The sequence below is a fragment of the Candidatus Nitrosotenuis chungbukensis genome, assembly GCF_000685395.1.
Taxonomy (GTDB): domain Archaea; phylum Thermoproteota; class Nitrososphaeria; order Nitrososphaerales; family Nitrosopumilaceae; genus Nitrosotenuis; species Nitrosotenuis chungbukensis.
Map to the genome: position 1 here is coordinate 99,274 of NZ_AVSQ01000003.1, position 25,964 is coordinate 125,237.

Annotated in this window: 26 protein-coding genes, 2 tRNA genes and 1 pseudogene; 14 read left to right on the top strand and 15 right to left on the bottom strand. The window is 39.6% G+C overall.

Features of this window, described 5'->3' with window-relative positions; genetic code table 11:
* Positions 1–2 precede the first annotated feature (2 nt).
* Both NKMY2_RS01520 and NKMY2_RS01525 read right to left on the bottom strand, forming a co-directional pair.
* Positions 3–551: a nucleotide exchange factor GrpE gene (locus NKMY2_RS01520; RefSeq protein WP_042683822.1), complete on the bottom strand. Its 549-nt coding sequence runs from the start codon at positions 549–551 to the stop codon at positions 3–5.
* A 26-nt stretch (positions 552–577) separates the two neighbouring features.
* A complete protein-coding gene (locus tag NKMY2_RS01525; protein WP_042683824.1) occupies positions 578–1,720 on the bottom strand; it encodes a hypothetical protein in 1,143 nt (380 codons plus the stop codon).
* Positions 1,721–1,784: 64 nt separating this feature from the next.
* Here NKMY2_RS01525 and NKMY2_RS01530 point away from each other — a divergent pair, with 64 nt between their 5' ends.
* On the top strand, positions 1,785–2,810 hold the full coding sequence (locus NKMY2_RS01530; RefSeq protein ID WP_042683825.1) for a DUF354 domain-containing protein: 1,026 nt from the start codon (positions 1,785–1,787) through the stop codon (positions 2,808–2,810).
* Positions 2,811–2,877: 67 nt separating this feature from the next.
* Positions 2,878–2,950: transfer RNA gene (locus NKMY2_RS01535), tRNA-Gln, on the top strand.
* 7 nt (positions 2,951–2,957) lie between these two features.
* Here the strand turns inward: NKMY2_RS01535 and NKMY2_RS01540 are convergent.
* Positions 2,958–3,719 carry an ABC transporter permease gene (locus tag NKMY2_RS01540; RefSeq protein ID WP_042683826.1) on the bottom strand — a complete coding sequence of 254 codons (762 nt, stop codon included), beginning with the start codon at positions 3,717–3,719 and terminating at the stop codon, positions 2,958–2,960.
* Entirely contained in the window at positions 3,703–4,644 is a 942-nt protein-coding gene (locus NKMY2_RS01545) for an ABC transporter ATP-binding protein (protein WP_042683827.1), read from the bottom strand. Before NKMY2_RS01545 ends, NKMY2_RS01540 begins: the two co-directional genes overlap by 17 nt.
* Before the next feature lie 74 nt (positions 4,645–4,718).
* On the opposite strand from NKMY2_RS01545, the gene NKMY2_RS01550 reads away from it, so the two are divergent.
* On the top strand, positions 4,719–6,113 hold the full coding sequence (locus tag NKMY2_RS01550; RefSeq protein ID WP_042683829.1) for a single-stranded DNA-binding protein: 1,395 nt from the start codon (positions 4,719–4,721) through the stop codon (positions 6,111–6,113).
* On the opposite strand, the gene NKMY2_RS01555 is transcribed toward NKMY2_RS01550, so the two are convergent.
* Together NKMY2_RS01555 and NKMY2_RS01560 are read right to left on the bottom strand one after the other, a co-directional pair.
* Positions 6,110–8,857 carry a DEAD/DEAH box helicase gene (locus NKMY2_RS01555; RefSeq protein ID WP_042683830.1) on the bottom strand — a complete coding sequence of 916 codons (2,748 nt, stop codon included), beginning with the start codon at positions 8,855–8,857 and terminating at the stop codon, positions 6,110–6,112. The two genes, NKMY2_RS01550 and NKMY2_RS01555, sit on opposite strands and share 4 nt — an antisense overlap.
* Positions 8,858–8,965: 108 nt before the next feature.
* The gene (locus NKMY2_RS01560; RefSeq protein WP_042683831.1) at positions 8,966–9,616 is read right to left on the bottom strand and encodes a RecA family protein; all 651 of its coding nucleotides are present in this window, start codon (positions 9,614–9,616) and stop codon (positions 8,966–8,968) included.
* 109 nt (positions 9,617–9,725) lie between these two features.
* On the opposite strand from NKMY2_RS01560, the gene NKMY2_RS01565 reads away from it, so the two are divergent.
* A complete protein-coding gene (locus tag NKMY2_RS01565; RefSeq protein ID WP_042683832.1) occupies positions 9,726–9,968 on the top strand; it encodes a U6 snRNA-associated Sm-like protein LSm6 in 243 nt (80 codons plus the stop codon).
* A 12-nt stretch (positions 9,969–9,980) separates the two neighbouring features.
* Complete coding sequence (gene metK / locus NKMY2_RS01570; protein ID WP_042683834.1) at positions 9,981–11,138, top strand: methionine adenosyltransferase; 1,158 nt, start codon at positions 9,981–9,983, stop codon at positions 11,136–11,138.
* Here the strand turns inward: metK and NKMY2_RS01575 are convergent.
* Positions 11,133–11,987 (bottom strand): SDR family oxidoreductase, encoded by an 855-nt coding sequence (locus tag NKMY2_RS01575; protein WP_042683836.1) that lies wholly within the window; start codon positions 11,985–11,987, stop codon positions 11,133–11,135. The two genes, metK and NKMY2_RS01575, sit on opposite strands and share 6 nt — an antisense overlap.
* Before the next feature lie 51 nt (positions 11,988–12,038).
* Here NKMY2_RS01575 and NKMY2_RS11060 point away from each other — a divergent pair.
* The 5 genes and pseudogenes from NKMY2_RS11060 to NKMY2_RS01600 form a co-directional block, all read left to right on the top strand.
* Positions 12,039–12,230: pseudogene (locus NKMY2_RS11060) on the top strand (DnaJ domain-containing protein); the annotation flags it as partial.
* A 291-nt stretch (positions 12,231–12,521) separates the two neighbouring features.
* Entirely contained in the window at positions 12,522–13,619 is a 1,098-nt protein-coding gene (locus tag NKMY2_RS01585) for a cobalt-precorrin-5B (C(1))-methyltransferase (protein ID WP_042683838.1), read from the top strand.
* 32 nt (positions 13,620–13,651) lie between these two features.
* Positions 13,652–14,704 (top strand): cobalt-precorrin 5A hydrolase, encoded by a 1,053-nt coding sequence (locus NKMY2_RS01590; RefSeq protein WP_042683839.1) that lies wholly within the window; start codon positions 13,652–13,654, stop codon positions 14,702–14,704.
* Positions 14,701–15,453, top strand: coding sequence for a sirohydrochlorin chelatase (locus NKMY2_RS01595; RefSeq protein ID WP_042683841.1), 753 nt, complete (start codon positions 14,701–14,703; stop codon positions 15,451–15,453). Before NKMY2_RS01590 ends, NKMY2_RS01595 begins: the two co-directional genes overlap by 4 nt.
* Positions 15,443–16,078, top strand: a complete 636-nt coding sequence (locus NKMY2_RS01600) for a precorrin-8X methylmutase (protein ID WP_042683843.1) — start codon at positions 15,443–15,445, stop codon at positions 16,076–16,078. Before NKMY2_RS01595 ends, NKMY2_RS01600 begins: the two co-directional genes overlap by 11 nt.
* On the opposite strand, the gene NKMY2_RS01605 is transcribed toward NKMY2_RS01600, so the two are convergent.
* Positions 16,067–17,434 (bottom strand): cobyrinic acid a,c-diamide synthase CobB, encoded by a 1,368-nt coding sequence (locus NKMY2_RS01605; RefSeq protein ID WP_042683844.1) that lies wholly within the window; start codon positions 17,432–17,434, stop codon positions 16,067–16,069. The two genes, NKMY2_RS01600 and NKMY2_RS01605, sit on opposite strands and share 12 nt — an antisense overlap.
* A gap of 61 nt (positions 17,435–17,495) precedes the next feature.
* Between NKMY2_RS01605 and cobO the strand changes: the two genes are divergently transcribed.
* The 3 genes from cobO to NKMY2_RS01620 are packed head-to-tail and all read left to right on the top strand — an operon-like array spanning position 17,496 to position 19,047.
* Positions 17,496–18,029 (top strand): cob(I)yrinic acid a,c-diamide adenosyltransferase, encoded by a 534-nt coding sequence (gene cobO / locus NKMY2_RS01610; protein ID WP_042683845.1) that lies wholly within the window; start codon positions 17,496–17,498, stop codon positions 18,027–18,029.
* 38 nt (positions 18,030–18,067) lie between these two features.
* Positions 18,068–18,868: a translation initiation factor IF-2 subunit alpha gene (locus NKMY2_RS01615; protein ID WP_042683846.1), complete on the top strand. Its 801-nt coding sequence runs from the start codon at positions 18,068–18,070 to the stop codon at positions 18,866–18,868.
* A gap of 2 nt (positions 18,869–18,870) precedes the next feature.
* A complete protein-coding gene (locus tag NKMY2_RS01620; RefSeq protein WP_042683847.1) occupies positions 18,871–19,047 on the top strand; it encodes an RNA-protein complex protein Nop10 in 177 nt (58 codons plus the stop codon).
* Here NKMY2_RS01620 and NKMY2_RS01630 read toward each other — a convergent pair whose 3' ends face one another.
* The 6 genes from NKMY2_RS01630 to NKMY2_RS01655 form a co-directional block, all read right to left on the bottom strand.
* On the bottom strand, positions 19,048–21,738 hold the full coding sequence (locus NKMY2_RS01630) for a peptidylprolyl isomerase (protein WP_238549733.1): 2,691 nt from the start codon (positions 21,736–21,738) through the stop codon (positions 19,048–19,050). It lies immediately after the preceding gene.
* Positions 21,739–21,766: 28 nt separating this feature from the next.
* A complete protein-coding gene (locus NKMY2_RS01635; protein ID WP_042683849.1) occupies positions 21,767–22,423 on the bottom strand; it encodes an MBL fold metallo-hydrolase in 657 nt (218 codons plus the stop codon).
* A 24-nt stretch (positions 22,424–22,447) separates the two neighbouring features.
* On the bottom strand, positions 22,448–22,825 hold the full coding sequence (locus tag NKMY2_RS01640) for a PIN domain-containing protein (protein WP_042683850.1): 378 nt from the start codon (positions 22,823–22,825) through the stop codon (positions 22,448–22,450).
* Positions 22,818–24,080, bottom strand: coding sequence for a translation initiation factor IF-2 subunit gamma (locus NKMY2_RS01645; RefSeq protein WP_042683851.1), 1,263 nt, complete (start codon positions 24,078–24,080; stop codon positions 22,818–22,820). The genes NKMY2_RS01640 and NKMY2_RS01645 overlap by 8 nt, the downstream gene beginning before the upstream one ends.
* A gap of 31 nt (positions 24,081–24,111) precedes the next feature.
* Entirely contained in the window at positions 24,112–24,495 is a 384-nt protein-coding gene (locus NKMY2_RS01650) for a 30S ribosomal protein S6e (RefSeq protein WP_042683852.1), read from the bottom strand.
* 286 nt (positions 24,496–24,781) lie between these two features.
* Complete coding sequence (locus tag NKMY2_RS01655; protein WP_042683853.1) at positions 24,782–24,955, bottom strand: hypothetical protein; 174 nt, start codon at positions 24,953–24,955, stop codon at positions 24,782–24,784.
* 53 nt (positions 24,956–25,008) lie between these two features.
* On the opposite strand from NKMY2_RS01655, the gene NKMY2_RS01660 reads away from it, so the two are divergent.
* Positions 25,009–25,082: transfer RNA gene (locus tag NKMY2_RS01660), tRNA-Gly, on the top strand.
* Here NKMY2_RS01660 and NKMY2_RS01665 read toward each other — a convergent pair.
* Positions 25,064–25,964 (bottom strand): tetratricopeptide repeat protein (locus tag NKMY2_RS01665; RefSeq protein WP_042683894.1); only part of this gene is annotated, 901 nt, incomplete at its 5' end. The genes NKMY2_RS01660 and NKMY2_RS01665 overlap by 19 nt on opposite strands.

Sequence of the window (25,964 nt, forward strand, 5' to 3'; positions counted from 1 at the left end):
GATTATTGTTTTTTTGATATTTCGACTAGTGTCGGTCTAATTGTCCTTTTATGAGAAATATATCCTTTCCTGATTTCTTTGGTGATTGTGTTTTCATCCAAGCTTTCATCCACTACAACTGAGATGGCCTCATGAAGATTTGGATCGAATATTTCACCCAAGGCGTTAATTGGAGACACGTTGTATTCAGCTAACAGACTATCAATATTTTTTAGTATAGAATCGAGTCCTTGTGCGTTCACATTTTCTTTTATGAGAATGTCCTTTGCGCGCGTCAGATCATCGTAAATCGTTAAAAATTTCAGCAGGAATTTGTCAAGTTTGTCGTTGACGCCATTTTCTATGTCGTTTTTAATTTTCTTTTCCAGATTCAGAAAATCTGCAAGCGATCGTTTTAGCTTGTCTTCAGACATGGCAAGAAGTTTTTGCGTTTCTTCCAATTTGTGAGTTAATTCTTCAGTCGTCGGTCTTGATTCCAGATCTGCAGACTCTCCATCTGATTCATCCGCATCTACTGAAATATTTTGCTCGTTATCGTCTGAACTGTACAATCAAGATATTTTTTTGCAAACTAGTTTTATTCTTTGTGTGTTATTTCACAGAGGGGGTTTCCCTTTATTACGATAAGATCGTTGTCTTGTTTTTTGTGAAGATTTTCATAGTCAGATTTAGAGCAAATGACCAAAATTGTTGTCTTGTCGTTGTGAAATAAATCCAGATTAGGATCAGAGTATGCTTCGACATCTCCGATATAGTCCCGGAGTCTCGTGATGAGGCTTTGCAGCATTTCGATTTTGTCACCACGCATTTCATGTTGGTCTAACGACCAAGAGAGCGCAATTTTTGTGCGGCTTGCCTTCAGATCGTTTTTCTTTAAAGTAGATCTGATTTCGTCAATCAGTCTTTTAATGTAGCCATCGACGCCCTTGAGACTTCCATTGATTAAATACATCAGCGTATTTGCCCCCTCAAAAGACGTGCCGAGTGAACGCAAATCGTACAAGCCACTAACCATGTCATCTAGGAATATGTTTTGGAGATCATTTGATTTAAGATCGGCCTTTGTGTTATCATCTTGGGCAAACTTGCAGACTTCAAGGATGCTACACAAGCCTGAGAACCTAGTAAGTACGTTTATTGCGTGAAAGTGTTCTGCCGATGAAATTCCGACCATCATTATTTCTTTTTTGTTGCTTGCCAGTAACGCGGCAAGGTTTTGATCCTGCTTATTGTTGTATGACCCAATAACTTTTGGCGGCTGGTTGCCACCGCCTAATGGATAATAATAATAAAAGATCGACTTTCCGGTTTCAAGTCCTGTAACATGCTCCAGTAAGGATACGTTTTCGCCGTTGCCGCCAATTCCTGTTGGCAGATTGTATATCACCGAGCTGCCCTTTTTGAGTGAGGAGGTTGCATCCTTGAATTTTGAGTGAACTTCGGTTTTTGTCTCTTGGCCGGTTTTTCTAATTCGCGGGGCAAAGAAGAGATACTGGGCCTTTGATATTGCCACGTCGATAGGCTCCATTGCCAAGAGCGGTTCGTCTTCCTTTAGGGAGGAAACATTTGGATATGTTTTTGCAATTTCTGGTTTTAGTGATATTGCAGACTGGGTCGATTCATCGATAATTGATACATTAGCTCCGTGTATTGCCATCTGACAAGCCAAAGAGTACCCTTCAGTACTTAACCCATAAACAACGACCCTTTCTGCTCCCAATTCATTGATGCTAGCATAAGGACTAAGAAAAACTTATTGCATCATAGATCACATTGGACGTATCTTGAAGATTTGGTTTGACATTCTGACACCAAAACAAGTCTTGTTTTTTGAGCCGATGGTAAGACATCTGCAAAAAAGTAACGAGATTTTTTGCACGGCACGAAACTACAGAGAGGTGACAGAGCTTGCAAAGATCAGAAAAATGAAGATTATGATGATCGGAAAACACGGTGGTTCTCTCAAGGCAGACAAGCTAAACGCAAGCCTGAAGCGAACTTTACTTCTCACAGACAAGGTTCGGCGATTCAAGCCAGATTTGACAATTAGTTTTTGCTCACCTGAGGCAGCGCGAGTTTCGTTCGGATTGGGGATAAGGCACATCGCCTTTTGTGATTCTCCGCATGCAGAGGCAGTGATGCGCCTGTCGATACCACTTATTCAAAAACTGTTGATCCCTTGGATAATACCAAAAAACGAATTTACCAAATACGGGATAAGTGCAAAAAACATCATCCAATACAAAGCAATAGACGCATCAGTCATCATCAGATACAATGACTACAACATTAGTTCCAATCCCAAACAGAAAAAAAACATTCTCATTAGATTGGAGGAGGAGCAGGCTGCATATGTACAGAAAAACAGGACTAATGCCCTAACAATTGTACGTGAGATTGTTAAAAAAATCGGTGATCATAATGTTATGATACTGCCCAGGTATGATAGTCAAATTGCAACGCTAAAACACGTTTTAGGAAACAGGGCAAAAGTTTTGGATAAAGTAGTTGACAGCAAAATCTTGTTGCGGGACACAGATATTTTTGTTGGCTCTGGCGGAACCATGACTGCAGAGTCTGCGCTCTTAGGTATTCCTACGATCTCTTATAATGCTGTGCCCAATCTGGTAGAGAAATACTTGGTTAGAAAAAAACTTGCCATACGAGAAACTAAACCAAAAAGAATTATTTCAGCTATTGAAAAGATATTGCGTTCAGACAATGCACATTTTAAGAACAGAGCAAAGTCAGTAATGGACTCGATGGAGGATCCTGTAAAGAGACTCGGTCAAATCATAAAAAAAGACTGACACAATAAGACAGTTGCAGAAAAATAGAAAATATCAATAAGAGGTCGTTTTGAGAGTTATTAACAGAAGCCCGGTAGTGTAGCGGTCAAGCATAGGGGCCTTTGGAGCCCTTGACCCCAGTTCGAGTCTGGGCCGGGCTACTATATTTTACAGATCAAGTTTTGTAAGAAGCCTAATTGCAACAATAAACAGCGTGACTGCAACGCTTACTAGCACAATCATTTCAATCATGACAAACTCGGTAAACGTGCCAAAGATTCCGGCCCTGATGATATCAACAAGATATGTGAGAGGATTAAGATAAAATGCAGTGGCCAGAGGCTGCGGTGCGCCGGATGCCGGATAAAATGCAGTGCTTACAAATGCAAAGAACAGGAAAACAGTATTAATGATTACGTTGAATCCCTCGCTGGACCGTAGGCGTGTTGAGATTATGGACGCAATAGAGCCAAACAAAATTGAGCCAGTTATTGAGGCAAAAATCAGAAACGGTATTGTAAGTGCATTAAACTGAACCGATGTGAAAAACAGAGGAAAGCCGATTGCGGTGATCAGGGCTGCGCTAATTATGCCAACTATGCCAATGGTGTAGACATTACTTAGAATGTAGTTAGTTCGCGTGAATGGTCCGACTAGAATTTGCTCAAACATTCCATGTCGTCTGTCATTCCAAATTATTATGCCAGAAACAAGAGTGCTGTTCATGATGTTAAATCCAATCATCCCAGATGCAATGAATGCGGGATAGTCAAGCGTGATATTTCCAAACGGGACTGATTTTATCAGTGCGGTATACGCAAAACCTGCAACAAATATGTAAATCACCGGAAAGATTACCTGCCAGACAAGAAATCCAGGATTTATGGAAATCGTCAGGTTTCTGACTATAAGCCTAATTGTGGGGTGCATTTGAGTCCTTTACCATCTTGAGAAATATGTCTTCGAGTGTTGTAGGAATGGCCGACAGGTCCTCTACGGAAATATTGTTTTCAATTAGAATTTGAAGAATTTGTGACAGGACGACTTCAGATTTGCTTGATTGGATGGTTATGTTTGTGCCGGTGGTAAAATCAATTACGCAATCAGCGATGCCTGACAAGAGTTCTGATAGCCTATCATGTCTTTCTGAGAGGTGAATTGTGATGGTTTTTTCTTGCCCAAATGTATTTTTGAGGTTATTTGGCGAATCTACTGCTAGGATTTTTCCCTTGTTTATTACTGCTATTTTGTCGCAGAGATATTCTGCCTCAGTCAAAACATGGGTCGTATAAAAAATAGTAAGGCCGGTTTTTACCTTGTTTTTCAGATAATCGAGTAGTTTTCTTCTTGCAGTAGGATCCAGGCCTACTGTGGGTTCGTCAAGAAACAACAGGTCCATTTCATGCATGAATTCACGTGCCACTTGGACTCGGCGCCTTTGGCCAATTGACAGATCCTCGTTCTTTCTTTTTCGGATTTCATTTAGGTCAAAAACACCAATTAGCTCCTCGGTTCTTTCTTTTCTCGTTTTCCGGTCAATGTCCCACATCATTCCGTATTTTTCAAGCGATTTTTCTACGGAAAGATTTGGCTCGTAGCTTGGCTGTTGTAGGACAACTCCAATTCTCTTTCTGATCTCTAGCGGCTGCTTTATTGCGTTAATGCCCAATACTTCGATGGTTCCAGATGTCGGGGGGATTAACGTAGTAAGCATCTTGATTGTAGTAGATTTGCCTGCCCCGTTTGGGCCAAGAAAGCCAAAAATGTGACCTGATCGCACATCCAGATCTATCCCATCCACCGCAGGTATGGTCCCGTATGACTTGTGAAGCGATCTTGCAGTTATGGCTGACACTGATTTTTTTTAGATCGCTCTCTAATTTAGATTAATGAAATTTTTATTAAGAGATTTTCCTATCAGAAATTGACTTGACTGAATTTGATTTATTGCTGACTAAGCTTCTTGAGCAAAAACCAGAATTATCAAAATCTGACGTTGAGAGCATGATCGCGCAGAAAAAGGAAAAGATCGGTGCAGGCTATCTTACGGATCAGGGTGCGTTGTTTTTGGTTGCCTCCGACCTCGGCGTGGCAATATCTGAACCGGTAAAAAGCGAAATCAGCATAAAGGACTTGTATGCAGGGGCAAAAGAGGTAACCCTCCAGACCAGAGTGCTAAACGTATCACCTGCAAAACAGTTTTCAAGAAAGGACGGCTCGCAATTCATGCTCAGAAACATGACTGTCTACGATAATGACTCTGCAGTCACAGTAAAGATGTGGGATGAAAAGGCCAATCTGCCTGACATTGTCAACCTAAAGCCTGGAAATCTTATAAAAATAATCAAAGCCTATGTGAAATCTGACCTAAATGGCGAGCCAACTATCAATATTGGCTCAGGCTCCACCATAGAAATCGCAGATACTGAAAGCAGCATTCCATCACTGGATTCTATGACAAAAGACGTTAGTGACGTAAAGGAAGGGGAAAAAAACATCATAGTTTCCGGAATAATCGATGGCAGCATTAATTACTCTGAATTTACAAATGTCCGCGGTCAACAAGGCAATTCTCTACGATTCAGACTGCAGGGAAAGGACGGCCGCTCAATTAGAGTTGTAATGTGGAACAAAAATGAATCAGAAATTCCAAAGGTCATACCGCCCCAGACAAAAGCTCGACTCTTAGGTGTAAAGGCAAAGCTAAACCAACAGGAGTTAGAAATTCATGGAAACGAGTCAACCATACTTGAGATAGCAGACATAAAGGTGCAACCCATTTCTTTTAGAATACTCTCAACTTCAAAAAGCGAGAACGGAAATACCATGATTCTTGGAGTCAGCAAAGAAAAGCAACTTTTCCACATAGTCGATACTGCAAACGTCACGAGCTCATTTAGTCAGGGCGACATACTTGAGTGCATGCCTTCTAAAGTGTATGGCAACAACATTACAATTGATTCAGATTCTTTTGTACGAAAAATTGAGGGAGAAGACATTCCCCAAGTATCAGAACTCAGAACAAAGATTGCAGATGTAAAGCCTGACAACAACTATTACTGTATTGAGGCAATCATACTCAAGGCCCCAGAAAGGCGCAATGTGCAAACAAAAGCAGGCGAATCAATTTCACTTTCTGAAATGTTCATAGAAGACGACACGGGCCAAATTTGGATAAAGGGGTGGAGGAACCAGGCAAGACTCCTAGACGAGTGCTCCATAGGCGAGATAATTTCAGTCACAGGGGTTACCGCAAAGCCAGGGCTGGAGGGAAGAACAGAGCTGTTTGTGACCCCGTTTTCGTCAATTAGAAAGAAAAACTAGTCCCAAAAGCCCCTAGTCATCACGTATTGCCTTTCGGCTTCGTATATCTGCCGGTATAGGTTTTCCTCATCTACCATGTTTCTCAGTATTCTGGATGCAGTGTCTGCGCCGACACCGTATCCTGACAAGACAATCAGTGCAGTTTTGCCAAAATTTGCAAGTAGTGATGCCGCCTTCCAGGCTCGCTCAAACCGGTGATTTTCCTCAGACGATATCTTTTTTCCTGTGAACTTTTTTTGTATAATTTTTCCAAGATCATAGTCAGAATAAAACGTGGTTGTGATTTGTCTTCCCTTGCAGTATGGGCAAGATGGTATTTTTTCAATGTCTGTTGTTTCTATCACCTTTTCCCATTTCCCGCATCGTGCGCAGATCAGTCTATGTCTTGTCTTGAGCAGGCGGTTCTTTACTAAATCAAGCAGTCCTTTGTCAATGCTTGCAGGTGACGAATAGTATTTTGTCGTATGGTCAAGTATGGGAGTCGCAAGCTTGGAGAAACTGTTTGCGTCAAACCATTCTATGGTAATTGCTCCGTTTTGGATTTTTTCTAAAATTTTTTTGGATCCCTCCAAGTCGTATTTGTCATGGAAAAGCTCCCGCAGTGCTTCTTTGACTAGCGCAGTTTTTGAATATCTGTCAAATAGAAATCGAGCCGATTTTTTGTCATATATGGCACCGCGTCCCACAATACCGAATTTTTTTGCAACATTCCACGTTCTCCAATTGACATTGTGTGTTCCATTCAAAGACGCGGTAACAATTTCATGCAGATCGTAATTGTCGCCTAATGTTTCGCGTATTTGGTTTTCTTGTATCCTTCCCTTTGAGGACAGGACAATCCTGTATGCATCAGAGCGCGACTCTACCTGAAATCCAGTCTTTGACGACAGCATTGAAGAAAGGAGGGTGGACAGGGTTGCGTTGATTTTTGTGCCAAAACAAGAATGCATGACTATTGAGCCTTGGCTTTTCACTGACTCTACTACTATGGTTTTCTCGTCTGGAATTATTGGTAGATCAAGGTTTGTAATCACGTTGTCTGGAAGCTTAACTAGGCCGGATTTGATCCTTGTACGGAATTGCCCTACCTTAGATGCAGTCCTATAGTCTACGGGTATGTTTTCTCCTTCCCAATATGGTACAGTTATGCCGCCAGAACGGACAGGTTCAACATTTACCTTGAGTCCAGATTCATCAACATTGATAATTCTCCACTGTGTACCGCGTAGAACAAAGATGTTTCCAGCTTCACCAAAATCTCCAACAAACCTTTGATCCAGACTTCCAATCAGTTTTTTAGAAATTGTGTCCAATACTTTGAATTTTAATATGTCAGGAATGGTAGAAAGATTTTCAAAATAATACCTGAAGCATCGGCCGGTTTTTCTGAAGATCATTTTTTCCTTATCAAACGTCACCAAATAATTGGAATCAAGTAATTCCAGCACGCTAATTAGGTCATCAATTGTCAGGTTTCGAAAAAGATAGGATTGTGTAAATGTGTTAAACGCGTTTTCGACGGTGATTGAGCCTAGTTGCATCGAGAGACCTACCAGATGATGTGCCAGCACGTCAAGTGAACCATCATGGATCAGTTGATCCTCAATTGAGCCTTCCTGAATTCTCTCCAAGATTGCCTTTGTCTCTAATTCATCGTCCACATTGTTGGTTATGATGATTCCTTTGGCAGAGGATTCCCTGTTGTGCTTGCTTCTTCCTATTCTTTGCATAAATTTTGAGACCTGCCTCGGGGAACCGTAATGCATGACTAGTTCCACTGAGCCTATGTCCAGTCCAAGCTCAAGTGATGATGTGCATACGACAAGTCGGGATCTGCCTCCTTTGAGATTTTCTTCTGTTTCCTCACGCACCTGTTGTGACAGTGATCCATGGTGTAGTTCTACATTTATCGGGGACTTTTCCCTAAGTATTGACGCCAGAAACTCTGATTCGCCCCTAGTATTGGTAAAAAGAAGCACCGGCGAGTCAAGATTCAGTTTGACTAGGTAATCAACTATAAAGTCCGCCACATCGCTAATTGTGCCGTCTACATGCTTGATTTCAACATCATATTTTCTTATTGTTTCGTCTTTGATTATTTCGTATTTTCTTTTTGTCCCAACTAGGAATTTTGCAGCATCTACAGTATTGCCTACGGTTGCAGAAAGGCCTATTCTTGTAATGTGGTGTTTTGAGTTAATCTGCAGTCTTTCAAGGCTAAGCGACAGTTGTGAGCCACGCTCATTTGACAGCAAATCATGGATCTCATCTATTATGATCCAGTCAAGTTCGGATAACGCATCTAGCATTTTTTGCTGGGTTAGTAGAATTACAAGTGTCTCAGGCGTTGTGATTAAGACGTCGGGAGGCGCAACAGATATTTTTTTTCTGACTGCTTGTGATGTATCGCCGTGTCGGATTTCTATTGTAAGATTTTCAGATTCTGCATATCTGATTATTCTCTTAAAGACGTCTCGGTTTAGTGCACGTAGTGGAGTTACGTACAATGCTTTAATTTTTCCAGCTGATTTCGAGGTTCCAATAAATGAAAAGATGGGAATTACCGAACACTCTGTCTTTCCTGAGCCGGTCGGTGCGATTATGAGCGAATCTTTTTTTTGAATTATTAGTGGAATTGCTTTTTTTTGAATTTCGGTGAGTTGCGCAAATCCTAAGGAACTAAATTTGGCTAGTACAGAATCAAGCTGTTTGTTCGGTGTCTTTTCTTGATTTAGCTCGTTCATATACAATTATTCCAATAACTCCAATTGCAAACAAAACCACAGTTATAATTGGAATAGAATCGAAGATTCCTGCCATAGTGAATCAGATAATTCTCACAGTTAAATAGGTTAAGTTGAGCTCATCAATCCGTTTTTTTCGATTTTATAATAAAATTGATTTTCCCCAGAATGTGGAAACACTTCACCCACGTAGTTGGTTGATTTTTTTGAGAGCTTGATTTTGATGTGTGTAAAAAGACTCATGACAGAATCGAGATTTTCTTGTTCGATATCGTTAATTTTTCTAATCATATTTACTACGACGATTGGAATTTTTTTCTCAAACGATACGGTGGCTAACTGTTTCATGTATTTTGTGAATTGTTTATTTTTTTCTAAGATTTGGTCTTCCTTGGAATACTCGAATGAAAACAGATCAGTTATGTTGTCAATTATGACTAGCGAAAAATCGGATTGCCCTATTTTTGATATGGCATTGAACTGTTCTTGAGCGTTTGTGATTCTTCCAACTGTTATTTTGTCAAGAAGTGCCGTATCGAGTTCTTTTGGTTTTAGCATGTCCAGTAGTCGTTCGGGTCTAAAATTTCCCGTTGTGTCCTGGTATAATATGGTGCCACCCTGTGAAAGACAGTTAACTGCTATTTGCAATACCAGCTGGGTTTTTCCAGTACTGCTTGCGCCAAAGATATCCGTAATTATTCCATTTTTTATTCCACCCCCGAGCAGATCATCTAGTCTTTTTAGTCCAGTCGATATCATATGATAAATTCTCAAAAAGTAGAAAAATAAACAAATCTAATATTGATATAATAAAATAGGCAAGGCTTTTATTCCGGTTATCAAGCTAGCATCAACAAGAGAGCAACCATTGTCACAAACAAGCGTGAAGAAACCACTAACAACTCTTCAAAAAAATACAAAAAAGAAAGTCACAGTTAGACTAAAGAACGAAGTAGAGTACAAGGGTAAAATGGATAACGTTGATTCCTACATGAATTTGATTATGACAGATGCAGAGGAGCTTCACGATGGAAAAATATCTGCAAATTACGGCCGAGTCATCGTTAGAGGAAATAACGTATTATTTATCAGACTAGAAAACGAACTATAGGTCAGATTCCCGATGTCAAGAAGTTTTCTTTTTACTTCAGAATCAGTAACAGAAGGACATCCTGACAAAATTTGCGACAAAATTTCAGACGCATTATTAGACGAGTTTCTTAGGCAGGATCCAGATTCCCGTGTTGCTATAGAGACTATGACAACCACAGGTGTTGTGATTGTTGCCGGCGAGGTTACCTCAAAGGCAAGATTTGACATTCAAGACGTAGTGAGAAAGACCATAAGAGAGATAGGATATGACAAACCAGAATTTGGTTTTGATGCAGACTCTTGCAGCGTGCTAGTTTCATTACATGCACAGAGCCCCGACATATCCCAAGGTGTTACTGCCACGGATAACAAGGATCAGGGAGCAGGTGACCAAGGACTGATGTTTGGTTATGCCGTAAATGAGACTGACGAGTTGATGCCACTACCAATTCTTCTTGCACATAAACTAACAAGAAGGCTGGCAGAACTACGCAAAAGCAAAGAACTTGCATGGGTAAGACCCGACGGCAAATCGCAGGTGACCATAGAATACGAGAACGGCAAACCAAAAGGAATCGAGGCGATAGTCATATCAACTCAGCATTCTCCAGATATTACAAATTCTGACATTCGAAACCAAATAATTGAAAAAGTGATAAAACCAGTATGCGGCAAATGGTGGAATGACAAGATAAAGATTCACGTCAATCCGACTGGACGCTTTGTGATAGGCGGTCCTCCAGGTGATGCAGGTCTTACTGGAAGAAAGATCATCGTAGACACATATGGTGGAATGGGAAGGCATGGGGGAGGTGCATTTTCCGGAAAGGATCCATCAAAAGTAGACAGATCGGCATGCTACATGTGCAGATACATTGCAAAAAACATTGTTGCATCTGGCCTTGCCGACAAATGTGAAGTTCAAGTGGCATACGCAATTGGGGTTGCAGAGCCAGTTTCGTTGATGGTAAACACTTTTGGCACTGGCAAGATATCAGAAGAAGACATCGAGAATCTAGTCAGAAAGAATTTTGACATGAGGCCAAGAGCTATCATATCACATCTTGATCTCAAAAAACCAATTTACAGGGACACTGCGGCGTATGGACACTTTGGAAGAACTGATATTTTGTTTCCCTGGGAAAAAACTGACAAGGCAGAATTGCTAAAAAAGGCAGCCGGATTATAAAATCTCTTTTAGCGGCGTCAGTTTAAAGCCGCATAATCGCTCTAGCTTTTTGTGACTACCAACAAAGTCGCCGACAAGTATGTTCAAGTCGTCTAATCCATAAATGGCATTTTTTGGTTGATTTAATGCAGTATGATACGCTTCTTCCAGATCAATTTTTTTAATTTTAGTTTGTTTCTTGGTAAATCTCCTTACAAAATTTTCAAAGGTCACGGTTTGTGGGCCGACAAGATCCACAATTTTATTTGAAAATTGCTTACTAGTTGTGGAAGCGAGAATCACTTTTGCCACGTTATCGACAGATATTGGTTGCAGTCTATACGATCCAGAGCCAGGAATTATTACTGAACCGTTTTTGATTTGCTTATTCAGGTTTTTTGTAAGCGGATCGTTATTTCCAACTATATAGGATGCTCTTAGAATTGTGTAATCAAGCCCGGATCGAATTATTTCTTGCTCTGCTTTGAATTTTGAGATAAAATACCCAAACGTTGTTGATTTACTGACACCAAAACCGCTTATGTAAACAATTTTCCTAATCTTTGCATTCTTGCACAGTTTCACAATTTTTTTTGTTAGCCCAACGTTAATGTCGCTATAAGTAGCATCAACACTCTGTGCTCCTTGCCCAATTAGGTGCACTAAGGCGTTACAGTTTTTCAGTTTGGAAATAAGACTTTTCTGATCAAGATCAGAATAACGTACGTTTGTTTCGTATTTGAGAGGCAGATGCTTGCTTCTTGTCAGACTGATTACTGATACCTTGTTGCGATTGAGAAATTTTGTGAGATTTCTTCCAACAAACCCATTTGCTCCAGTAATGGCTACCTGTGAACTTTTTTCTTTCATAAATATCACATCACCAGTATAATTTTAAATGTGTATTATCAAAATCATCTATTGGATGCATTACAATGCTACCAAGCTCTTGGCTTGAACGAAAGTGCCTCACTTAAGGAGATTAAACACGCATACAGGCAATTGTCATTAAAATACCATCCAGACAGGAACAAAGAAAAAGAATCCGATAAAAAATTCAAGGAAATCACCGAGGCATATCAGTTTCTAAAACAAGAACAAAAAAGGAGTAATGCAACTCACAGAGATGCAGAAACTGCGCATGCTGATTTTTGGAATTATTACGACAAGAAAGCAAGTGATAATTTCAGATTTAACCGTCAGGCTAATTTTGAGGAATTTACTCGCAATTTTGGCGCAAATTTTAATGAGCCACGAACTCACAATATGGAAAAGCCAGTTTCCCACAAAATGACGCATGTTCTACTTTACGGCGGTCTTGTGGCAATGGCGCTGTGGATAATTCTTTCAGAAATTTTAAAGTAATCTAAGAAGAGTTATTACATAAAAATAACATCACAGTTTGTGAGCGATGTAGAAAAACCAAGAGATAAACTGCGAACGGGTTTTACAACTGGTGCATCTGCGGCAGCAGCTGCAAAATCAGCGTTGCTTGCAATGATAAATCAAAAAAAAATTGAATCAGTCGAAGTTTTATTACCAAAAGAAAAAAAAATTATAATTAAAATATCAAGTTGCCAGTATGCATCTGACTCTGCCAGATGCTCAGTCATAAAAGACGGTGGCGACGATCCTGACGTAACACATGGTGCAGAAATTATCGCGAATCTTAGCCTTACAGACAAAGTAGGACAAATTGAGATAGACGGTGGCGAGGGAGTGGGCAGGGTAACAAAGCCAGGACTTGGTTTGGAAATAGGCAGTGCTGCAATTAACCCAACGCCTAAAAAAATCATAATTGAAAATTTGGTACTAGCTGGAAAAAAGGTTCTTACAGAAAATGGAATCAATGTAATTATTTCTGTTCCCATGGGAAAGGAAATTGCAACAAAAACAGACAATCCAAGGCTTGGTATTTTGGGTGGAATATCGATTCTTGGAACGACTGGAATTGTAATCCCTTATTCCACAGCATCGTTCGCTGCTTCAATTAGGCAAAGCCTTGATGTTACAATCGCAATGAAAAATGATACTGTAGTACTAACTACGGGGGGACGAAGTGAAGAATTTTCTAAAAAGGAGTTTGACTTGCCTGATCATTGTTTTGTCCAAATGGGTGATTTTTCAGGCTATACAATCCAGCAATGTGCTAAAAAGGGAATACAAAAGGCGCATGTTGCAGGTTTTATCGGTAAGCTGGCAAAAATGGCAGCGGGTGTCAAACAGACTCATGTTAAAGGATCCAAGGTAGACATGGAGTTTCTTGCTAAAATAGCTGGTACTTTGACTACAAATCATACAATATTGGAGCAAATAAGAAAAGCAAACACTGCAAGACACGTACAAGAGATAATTATTGAAAATAATGTTAAGGGGTTTTTTACTGCAGTTTGCGCTGAAGTGCATAAACAGATGCGCCAGCATTCTGAAGGCAAGGTAGAATTAGACGTGATTCTTTTCGATTTTGACGGCAAGATACTTGGAAGGTATAATTCGTCCTAAGAAATTTTATTGAGTAAGAAAAGGGACTATTTATGGAAAAAACTGCAATTCTTGCAATTACAAAAAACGGAGTCAAGATTGCATCTGCAATAAAAGAGATGTTCCCCGCATGGGAGATATTTGCGCCGGCAAAATTTGCTGACACCACAAATGCAAATTGGTATGATGACTCTACAACTTCCAAAATTGCAGATCTTTACAAAAGCAGTGATGCAGTAATTTGCATATTTTCGTTGGGCGCAGTGATCAGACTAATTGCTCCCCACTTGGGAGATAAAAAAACGGATCCTGCCGTGATTGTAATAGACGACAAGGCAAACTTTGTCATAAGCACACTATCTGGTCATCTTGGAGGGGCAAATGAGCTTGCAAATGAGCTTGCAAAAAAACTTGGTTCAACTGCAGTAATTACTACAGCTGCAGATGTAAACAAGACAATCCCAGTTGATTTGGTAGGAAGAAAGTTTGGATGGAGTATTGACGATGATTCCACTGTGACAAAAATAAGCGCGTTTATGGTAAATGAGGAGAAAGTTGGAGTGTACCAGGATGCTGGTGAACGAAATTGGTGGGAAGGAGACCTACCAAAAAATGTGACAGTCTACGATACGTTTGAAAAACTGGAAAAATCAGATTCTAAGGGGTTTTTGATAATAACGGACAGAAAAATTACTGGTGAGATTTTGAAAAACGCAGTGGTTTACAGGCCAAAAACGTTGGTCGTTGGAGTCGGGTTGCACGGAGACACCACAAAAGAAAAGATATTGGAAGGTCTGAATGTGTGTCTAGAAAAATTCAATCTCAGTCCTAAAGCAGTCGCAAGATTTGCATCAATAAAAAAACCTCAAGACATCAACAGTCTAATCGAAACTGCAAAAGAATTCGGAGTTTCTGTTGAATATTTTGAAAGGGATGATTTGGCAAAGGTTAGAATTCCAAACCCCTCAGTCATGGTAGAGGCGTTCGAGGGTACGGCAAGTGTGTCTGAGGCAGCATCGATATTAAGCTCCAAGGGAAGCCTTGTTGTTGAAAAGCAAAAATTTCCGCCAGATCTCACCATTGCCATAGCGAGGATTGAAAAATGAAACGCGGTTTATTGTTAATCGACAGAGGTAGCAAAGAAAGAGAGGCCGAAGAAGAGCTTGAAAAAATATGCCTAAAAGTAAAGGAAAAAGGTAAGTATGTTTTTTCCGAATATTGTTTTCTGGAGGTGGTACCGCCCTACATAGAGGACGGAATTGCAAAATGTCTAAACCGAGAAATAGATTCGCTGACCATAGTTCCCTATTTTCTATATCCAGGCAAAAAGGTCAAAGCAGCTGTAACTGAGGCAGTGAAATTTCAAACTAAAACTAAGGTAAAGTTTCTGGTAACAAAACCTATGAGCATGCACAAGACACTGCTTGAACTGGTAGATAATAGAATATCTGCAGCTTTGAAGAAGAACAATGTAGATCTTCCAAAAAAAGACGTAGACGTATTGATTATCGGTCATGGAAGTATGGATCCAAATGCCCAGATCTCGATAAACTACATAGTAGATGGTATGAGAAAAATTTACAGAAACGCGGATCGTTGCTTCCTAGAAATTGAGCAGCCAGACATAGCATCGGGAGTTGAGAGCGCTCAAAAGAACAATCCACAAGTCCTGGTAATAGTGTTTTATTTTCTTCATGAGGGCGCCCATGTTAAAACAGATATCAACCAGGATCTTAAACCGGCACTGGAAAAAGCGAAACTAAAACATGTTTACATTACCGAACATATAGGGGTTGATGAAAAAATGGTAGATTTGATTTTAGAAAGAGCTCAAGAGGTAGAGAATGCAAACTAGAAAGGGCCAGTCCATAGAGGACGAGAGCATGGAGATTATTGAGCAAGAAATCGGCCCTCATCCGTACAAAGGGCATGAGTGGCAGATAGTAAGAAGAATAATTCATTCAACTGCTGACTTTGATTTTGCAGGGGAAAACGAGATGATTTTCCATAAGGATGCAGTAAAGAATGGATTGGAAGCGCTTCAGGGCGGCAAGAACATCATAGTTGATGTAAATGGCGTCATCGGGCTGTTAAACAAAAAAAATCTTGACGATTTTAAAACAAGTGTTATTTGCGACATATCAAATCCCGCGGTAGTAAAGGAAGCCATGAAACTAGACAAGACCAGAGCCCAGACAGCCATGCGCATGAGAGCTTCGGAGATGAACGACGGCATCGTAGTAATAGGCAATGCGCCTACTGCACTTTTGGAGGTAATTAGCATGATAAAAGAAAAAATTGCAAGGCCAAAGCTCGTAATCGGCGTGCCGGTTGGCTTTGTATCTGCCGCAGAGTCAAAAGACTTGCTGCAAACTATTGATCTTCCATACATAACAAACAAGGGACGAAAAGGCGGATCTCCCTGCGCCGCTGCAATAATAAATGCACTTTTTAAAATTATACGAGAATCATCTAGCTGAGAATTTTATACAATTCTTGACAAAATTAGACGGATAATTATTCCGAGCAAAATAAAGATGCATGTATGAGGCAAGCGTATTGTATTCAAGTAGACCGTCCTTTTTGCCATTAATCCCAACACCAATGGATAACTCGTAAGCAAATTTAGAGTCCTTTGGAATTGATGTGAGCTCAGAATAATGAAATTCGTGGCCAAATAATTTTGTTGATTTTTTTGCAACTATACAATCTGAAATGACTTGCGCTTTTGTGTAGTTCAATGTCATTTTCTTTTCCATGGTGGTTTCAGCATCAAAAAGACCAACTGTCGAATATTTCTTGTCACCATATTCTATTGATTTTGTAAGATACATCAGTCCACCGCATTCTGCATAAATCGGCATTCCTTGTTCGGCAAGGCTTTTAATTGATTTTTTCATGGTGTGGTTTTTTGTCAAGAGTTGACCTAGCACCTCTGGGAATCCTCCTCCGATGTAGAGTCCATCACATTTTGGTGGAGCTGGATCTGATATTGGGCTAAAAAACTCTATCTTTGCACCTTCACGTCTTAATGCATCAAAATTATCATAATAGTAAAAATTGAATGATTTGTCCAATGCTACGCCTATTTTGACCTTGAATTGCGTTTGCAGTTGTTTACTGGCTTGGAAAAATGGCGATGCTTGTTTTGCTATGGAAATTATTCCATCAATGTCAAGATAACAGGAAATTTTTTTTGCAATTTTTTTTATTTTTTGTTTTAGTTCGTTTTGTTCAATTACTGGTATTAATCCCAAATGCCTTGACTGTATATCAAATTCAGAATTTTTCGGTATCACTCCAAGGATAGGAATTTTCAAGCGAGAAAGTGCACCCCTGCACATTTCTTCGTGTTTTTTGCTGCCAATTTTGTTAAGTATGAATCCGACTATTCTCGAGTTTCGATGGAATTTTGTGTATCCTAATGCAGTTGCGGCAATTGACCTTGCTGTCTTACTTGCATCGAGAACCAAGATGACAGGAGTTTGAAGTATGCTTGCTATGTGATGGGTACTAGAAAAATTCGAAGTTCCAGAGAATCCGTCATAAAATCCCATTACTCCTTCAATGACAGATATTTCTGAGTTAGAATTATTCAAAAAACTTTGGACCACTGCCTCTTTTCCCATTATCCAAGAGTCCAGATTTCGTGCAGGGTTATCCGAAATTGCAGAAAGATAAGTTGGATCAATATAGTCAGGACCAACTTTGAATGGTTGCACTGAATAGCCCTTATCTTTCATTCCATGAATAATAGAACATGTTATCGAAGTTTTTCCCACCCCGCTAGTAACACCTGCAATCAAAATACGGGGAATTTTGTTCTTTCTTATCATATGGTTTTAGCAAAACAAGAACTATACCAATGTTTTTAGTATTCGAATTTGATTTTTCATTATGGAAAAAGATGGTCTTGTTATAGTATACACAGGTAAGGGAAAGGGCAAAACTACTGCGGCGCTAGGCATGGCTCTAAGAGCGACAGGATACAATCACAAAACCTGCATGATCCAGTTCATCAAGGGTTCTTGGCATTATGGGGAAATGACGTCGTCAAAAAGACTAGAACCGGAGTTTGAGCTGACAGCCATAGGGAAAGGCTTTGTTGGAATATTAGACGATAAGACTCCCAAAGAAATTCATCAAAAAATTGCAGACGAGGCAGTTGAAATAAGCAAGGAAAAGATTCTTTCTGGAAAATACGACATCATAATACTTGATGAGATAAACTACGCTGTAAATCTCGGCTTAGTGCCTATGGAAAAAGTTCTCGAGATGATAAAAATAAAACCGCCACAACTGAATTTGGTTTTGACTGGAAATCATGCCAAACCAGAAATTATTGAAGCTGCAGATTTGGTAACTGAGATGAGAGAGATAAAGCATCCCTTTCAGCAAGGCATAAGAGCAAAAAAAGGCATAGATTTCTGAGCAACAACATTAAATTATGTACGCCGAGCCAAATTTGCATGGCTACCGAATCGCAGGAATTACCAGAGATTGGAGAAATTGTAATTGCAACCATAACCAAGCTTACTGACCATGGAGCTTATGTCAGCCTTGATGAATACAGTGGACTGCAGGGATTTCTTCACATATCTGAGATAGCTCCCGGATGGGTTCGCTCGGTAAGCAAGTTTGTGAAAGAAGGTGAAAAGAAAGTGCTGCTTGTAAAAAAAGTAAACCCAAATAGATCAGAAATTGATCTTTCACTAAAACAAGTTTCAAAAGAACAGCAAAAGAAAAAGCTGTTAGAGGTCAAGAGAATTGAGAAAGGTAAGACCTTCCTAGAAAATGTTAAGGAAATAGCAGGTTTATCCGATAACGACATAGAAAAACTTGAAGATGTGATTTTTTCAAAATATGACTTTGTGTATGATATGTTTTTGGATGTAGTAACAAAAGGCATTGCTGTTTTAGATGAGTTAAAACTGGCAAAAAAAACTGTTTCTGCAATAGAAGAAGTAAGTACGAAAATCAAGCCACCATCAGTTGAAATTCGCGGCATTTCTGAAATTACTTGCAATAAATCTGACGGTGTAGAGGTAATCAAGAATGCGCTTTTGGATGCAATTGGTGAGCAAAAGGCAAACGTAAATGTGGTATACATAGGCGCACCAAAGTACAGAATAACGGTAAAGGGTCAGGACTTTAAGACTGCAGAAAGAATGCTAAAACCCATATTAGATAAACTACAGAAAACCGTTGAAAAAAATCATGGTACGTTTAACTTTACAAGGGAAGAATCAAAGAAAACGAGAGAGGGATAACATTGAAGTTTCAGATTCGCAAGTGTCCAGACTGTAAAAAATACACTCTAAAAGACGCATGTCCACACTGCAATTCCAAGACGAATACTGTTCACCCTGCAAAGTTTTCCCCCGACGATAAATATGCAAGATACCGCATTGCAGACAAATTTAAAGAAGAGTCCCCCAGCGAGATATAGTTAAGAAATTCTTATACTTTTGATTCGTGCTTGTTCAACGTTCATCGGCTGATCATCAGAATTTGTTTTTAGGGAACCCAGCTTATCTACCACATCTTTACCCTCTACTACTTCGCCAAAAATTGTATACTTGCCATCGAGGAATGGCGCATCACCCAAAACGATGAAAAATTGCGAACCTCCACTATTGATATCTCCTCCTCTTGCCATTGACACAACATATTTTGTATGTTTTAGGCTGCTAAATTCAGCAGGAATCATATATCCAGGTCCTCCCGTTCCCCAAGTTTGAGGAGGGCCAGACACCGTATTTGGATCTCCACCCTGTATTACAAATCCAGGTATGATTCTGTGGAATAGTGTTCCGTCATAGAAATGCGAATCTGCAAGTTTTTTAAAGTTATCAACCGTTTTTGGTGCCACATCTTTATTGAGTTGAATTACAATGTCGCCCAGTGTTGTCTCTACTGTTGCAAATTCTCCAGGTGTTTTGGTGATTGATTCGCTAGATGTCTTAATGTTCGATTCTGTCGCTATAGCTGTTTCTGTTTTCGGTTTGTAATCTTTGTTTACCTCATAAATTAAAACACCATTAATGGGCCCAGAGTCTTTTCGTAAAAAGCCAGAGGATTCATAGACAAGTTTTAATGGTCCGTCACCATCTTTGGGAAATTTAATATCATTTATGTAAATTGGAGTAAATCCAGATACATACGATTGTGACTGTTGCTGAGTGTTAAGATCCACATAGAACATTGGAGAAAATGGGATCATTTTACCCAATAATGTGTCATTCCAAAACTCGTTTGTTCCACTTAATTCGTCACTATAGATGTATTTGTCAACGGATACGCCTGCGATTCTCATAAACCATTGTTTTTTACTTTCATCCCCACCACCTTGAACAAGGTATAGTGATGGGTCTTCACTATTTACTCTCTGTGCAGCAACATAGATCAATACATAATCTGCATCCAGGCCCTCAGAGGGTTTGTCGCTTGTTAGTATTCTCCATGCTTCGTCAGGTGAGCTAAGTAACATTTTTGCAATCAGCTTTATTTGCCAGTCTATCAAGGTGGCGTTATCTGCTAGTGTTTTCCTTTCGCCAAGCGTTGTAATCCAGTAACCATAATCCCACCAAGATGCAATAACTGCATCCTTTGGAGTATTGTTTTTGATCCAGTCCATGGCATCAAGCCAGTCAGTTGTAGCTATGTTGTAGTTACTTCCGCCATTTAGAATGGTTGGAGGTGCTTTTACACTATTTACCCAGTTGGAGCTTGCTGGGAGCGTAATTGGTATGATCAGCAAAACAGTAATGATGACAGTAAAAGAAATTTTTAGTGCAGTTGGATGAGACTTGATAATTTTTTTATTCTCCTGCTTGTTATGTTTGAAAATTTCTTTGGTAAGAATTGATAGACCTACTGAACCCAAAATTATAAGGGAGAGTGATGAGTAAAGTTCCAATCGGATAAATGCGGAGCTGATATAAACTCCAAACAATCCAATAATCAATGCAAAAATCTGAACGTCGCGATTGTTGTTTGAGTTATTTAAAAGATTTTTAAAGATTAGCCAAACTCCTAATGCTCCAAATATCATAAAGACGGAATTATACAGAAATGATTGGAAAATAGTAGTAGTTGCATGTTCTGCTACTGAATCCACCAAAGGATCCGTTGTGGTTAGGAATGGATTAATTGCATTTAGATATCTAAAGCTTGGAAGCCCAATTACATTTGCTGACAATATAAAAATGCCAAGTACGATTACAGCCACTAACAATAATGCACAGTTACGCTTTCCGTGTTCGATCTTGCTCATTTTTTGAATAAAATAACAAGCGATGAGGAAGATTGTTGGGCCAATCAGCATAAAGCCACTTGCTTTTGTAAAAAATTGAATTCCGGGTCTTTCTAGTGGCGCAATAGCGATTGCAATACCAAGAAGGAATGCAGGAATAGCCCAGATAAGAAAACGATTGTCTTGTCTGACAAACGGTAGTGACAATATAAAAATGCCAATGGGTAAAACGAAGAATTCACTTCCTCCCCACGCCGAAAAAGAGAGACCGAGAAATATCCCGCCTCCTATTAGTTTGGCAAGGGCAATTTTACGCGAGTTTGATTTTATTCCACTTAAAAGTAAGTAAATCGCAAGTAGCCCAAAAAATAATCCGAGTGGCTCTGACTTGAACCATCCAATTGTACCCCTAACTATTATTGGCAAAGATACAGAATACATTAACGAAGCAAACAGTCCTGCAGTAGTTCCGCCAATCACCCTAACTAGGGCAAATACAACAACTGCTGTCAAAGAGCCAAGTACTACTGGAAATACAATTGTAAAGTCATAAAGATTAGTGCCACCGCCAAAAATTTGGTAGAGCGAGGCTGCAGTTACATGCAACATGACTTGAGAAGTTCCTGCAATATCCCTTCCATGAGGATACCAACTCATGTCATCGTACCAGTTCAGATAGGCATCAAAACCGTTTTCTACGATGAATTTTGTTGCTCTGTAATTAAAAAACGGGTCAAACTCGTTTAATTGAAACCCATAGTCCGCAGCTTGAGATCGAATCAATGCGGAAATGGAAAACGAAGATGAAAGAACCAGTATTATGAGCAGGTGATGTAGACAAAACTCAAAGCTGCCCACACTGAATAATTTTTTATTAGAAAGCAATTGCTTCTTTTCCGAAAGATATGGCTTATTACTCTTTTGAAAGAATATGCACTTCTGACGTAGTTACAAGTTTCTTGAAGGCTTTTGCATCATTTATCGTTCCCACAATACTGCCATAGTGCATTGGAATTGCAAGCTTTGGTTTTATCTCTTTAACTGCCTTTGCTGCATCATCTGGAGTCATCACATATGTTCCGCTAACTGGTACAAATAGAACGTCAGGTTTTATGTCAGTCATTTCAGGTATCAAATCAGAATCTCCGGTATGATAGAATCGAGTATTGTTTATGGTTATGACGAATCCCACCTTGTTGTCCTCTTTTGGGTGGAACGGTCTTTTTGTATCCGGGTTTATCTTGTCAGTATTATAGGCACGAATTGCATTTATTTTGAATCCATCGATCTCTATTTTTTCATTTGGCGCAATGCCGATTAATTTCTTGCACGGCAGTTTGATTTGCTCAAGACATTCTTTTGCAGCTATTATGACAGTTTTTTTGTCAGTAATTTTTTCCAAGTCAACAATACTTAGATGATCAAAATGGTTGTGAGAAATCAATATCACATCTGCATGAAATTTTTTATCTATCTGGTATGGATCAAAACAAACCGTAATGTCGTCTTTTGTTAATGTAAGTGTATCATGTCCATGCCATTTTATTTGAACGCCATTATATTCTAGCATAATTTGAAATCGTCATTTACCAAGTTAAACCTTACTTGATTCTAATACTATTTTGTTATTTGATATAGAAAGAATAGAGCCGCCCAATTTTTTTATAATTGATTTTAGCTCCTTGTCCATTGTTGCCACAATACCTCCTTGTTTTTTTATATATGATTGCAATGCGGCATCAGCAAAACTACCATTCAGAGAAATGGTTGGAAATGATTTGATATAATCCAGTGTTATAACTACGGCGTCTTTTTTTTCCTTGTCATCTAAGAGCTTTTTTAGCTCCATAGTCACAATATTTGGAACAACAAATCGAATGCTGCCTATTTCAGTATCAATTGTTGAAAGATTCTTTATTCTATTGGTAGCTAAATGAATGAGAAAACTTGTGTCGCATATTACATCAACCAACTATGCCTGCTCCGATTAATCGCCATCTTTCTTCAATTTTTCTGCTTATTGCAACATTACTTTGTTCAAAAAGACAAACCGGCCTTTTGAATTGAACCTCAATATTTGCCCCCCTTGCCTTGCTTACCTTTGCAAGAACGGGTGCAGTTCCAATGTTAAGTCGTAATGATTCTCCTGCCTGAATTGGCGTCACCTTGACATCATTTATTGTTCCAACCGCAGAATCAAACAGATTAACTTCTAGTTGTGCTTCATTCGAGTTTTCTGGCAGTGTTCCTGGTTTTCCTATAACTGAACCAATCAGCGAATCGCTACGAGTTAGTGAAGGATCCAACTTGGTTCCTATTGCCACAAGACCTCCCGGCTTTACATCATCAACTATTCCTGCTGCAGTACCTAACGATACTATTTGTGTATGGATTGGTTCGTAATTGCTTTTCTTATTGTTTAGGATGCCAGGTTTTATTTCAATTTCATCTCCAATCGAGAATATACCTTGAGTCAAGCTTCCCCCGATTACTCCTCCTTTGATATTATTTATCAGAGTACCAGGTTTGTTAACGTCAAATGATCTTAGAACATGCATCACTGGATCTTTAGCTTCTGCTCTTTGTGGTGTTTGGATTGTATCTTCTATTGCTCCGATTAATGCATCTATGTTAAGTCTTGATTGTGCAGAGATTGGAATTATTGGCGATTTTGCAGCTTTTGTGCCTTTTACAAATTTAACTATGTCAGCATAGTTTGCTGTCGCATCTTTGTACGATACAAGATCAACTTTGTTTTGAACAATTACAATTTGTTGAATTCCTAGAATTTGAAGTGCTAAAAGATGTTCTTTTGTTTGCGGTTGGGGTACTTTTTGGTTTGCTGCTACAAGTAGCAATGCCCCATCCATTAGTGCCGCACCTGAAAGCATGTTTGCCATAAGGCTTTCGTGGCCAGGACTGTCCACAAAACTAACAACTCTGCTTAGTTCGCTTTCTTTACCACAGTTTGGACAAGTTGGAGTAGTAGAATATCCCAGTGGCACTTCACAGCTTTTGCACTTGTAAAACGCAGCGTCAGAATATCCAACGCGTATGGTAATTCCCCTCTTTAGTTCCTGACTGTGAACGCTAGTCCATTGTCCGGTCAGAGCTTGAATTAGAGTAGTCTTGCCGTGATCAACGTGTCCTGCAGTTCCAATGTTTACACATGGTTGGTAGCCATATTTTTTTACATACCATTCGGGGAGGGTGTCACGCCAATGCATTAGTAAATCTCAAAAAATCTAGTATGTTAAGTTATGCCTTTTCTTTATTTTCTGCTGGAGCCTCTTCTATTTTGAGCTCGCCGTCATATGAGCAGTTTATTTGGTAAATCTCCTCTGAAATGGTATTTCCTCGGATCAGTCTTCTTCTACGCTGTCCTTTTTCGACGTTTTTGAGTCCAACCCCTTTTGAAATCAGGACCTTTTTTCTCGCAGTACCGTAAATGTCAGATCTCATTGGCATCCCTGACTTGTCGCTTCCACCGCTGATTTTGAGTTTTCCATCCAAACCTACCACTGCTGCATCCACCTCGTTTCCAATATGCAACCCTATCAGCACATTAGCCTCTTTGTCTTTGAGCTCCTTTGATGTGGATTTTCCCTTTTTATCAGATATTGTCAGTTTAAAGTTAGCCAAGTATTGCTCAAAAAATCTGAGCAACTAATTAACGTTTGGAGGCTTTCAGGCAATCTACACCTGTAGTTGATTGATTTTTGGGGTTTGGATATAACGCGCCTTCCATTTTTTGGCGCTACAAGATTAGGAAAAATTTTAATCTTTATTTGCACAACCTATCATGATGAGAGAAGAGATTTCCTGTCCAAGATGCAATACCAAGATGACCTCAATGCAGGCGTGTCATATGATTTGCAGCAACTGTGGAGCGCATCTTGATTGCTCAGACAAGGGTAGCTTCTGGTAGTTAAAATCCAGGTCTTCTTGGAATGTAATCCGAAGACATGTTAATTGCCTTGTCCTTCATGATTTCTATATAATTTTCATATTCGGCTTCAAAGTTGCAATGGGGGCACTTTACGAATTTTAGATCATCGTCAAGAATTGCCACCCGTTCGCATTCAGGACATTTGGCATCCATGATTAATTTACATGATCAAACTATAATAATGCTAGTTCCAAAAACCGAGTTGCGCGGAGTTAGTCCAGCCTGGTAGGACGTCAGCTTCCCAAGCTGAAGGTCGCGGGTTCAATTCCCGCACTCCGCATCCAATTCTTGTATGGCTTGCTTGATGTCACCCTGATCTTTTGCATTTGGCGTATGTTTTAAATAATTTTCAAAGTCTTCCTTTGCTTCCTTTTTCATGTTTTGCTCCAGTCTTGCTATACCTCGGTTTTTGTAAATTGGGCCAAATCGGTTTGGGTTGATGGCTATGGCTTGCGTATAGTATTTGTCTGCTTTTTCATATTGTTTGGTTTTGAGATAATAATTTCCCAGTCCACGATATGCCAAATAGCACAACTTGTTGTATTGGATGCTCTGCTCATAATATTTTACACACTCTTGGGAATTTTTTTCGTTATAGATTCCTCCAAGAAGACACGATGCGGTAGAATTGGTCTTGTCAAGAGATATCGCATCTGCGAGCGTCTTAATCGCGTCATCATGTCTGTTTTGCAGGTTGAGCTTTTCTGAAACAAAACACAGTCTGTTAGATTTTTCCCTTGTCTTGTTTTCCACCTTGATTGACGATATTATGTCAGTCGGAGCAATCAGTATCATCAATCTTCCATCTTCTTCCCAAAGCTTGTCAAACAGTCCTTCGGGTATGACCCCAATTTGATCCGGCTGCGGCATATAGTGAATGATTGATTTTTCTTTTTGGTCATAGCCAGAAATGACAGAAGCGTGCTGGACTGTCTCATAGAGTCCAGGCAGGATTACAATTGGCGGTATTCCCATGTCTATGATTTTTTTTAGCTCCGAAAGCGAGGAGTGAAGAATCAGACTGCCTAGTCCGTGGCGTTCTGCAATTTCTATTCCTTCAATTAGGATACTTCCACGTACGTTTGGATATTTTTTTGCAATTTCTTTTGCCTCTGAAAACGGTAAACTGACATTCCAGTATTTTGAAACTGCGCTGACTGCC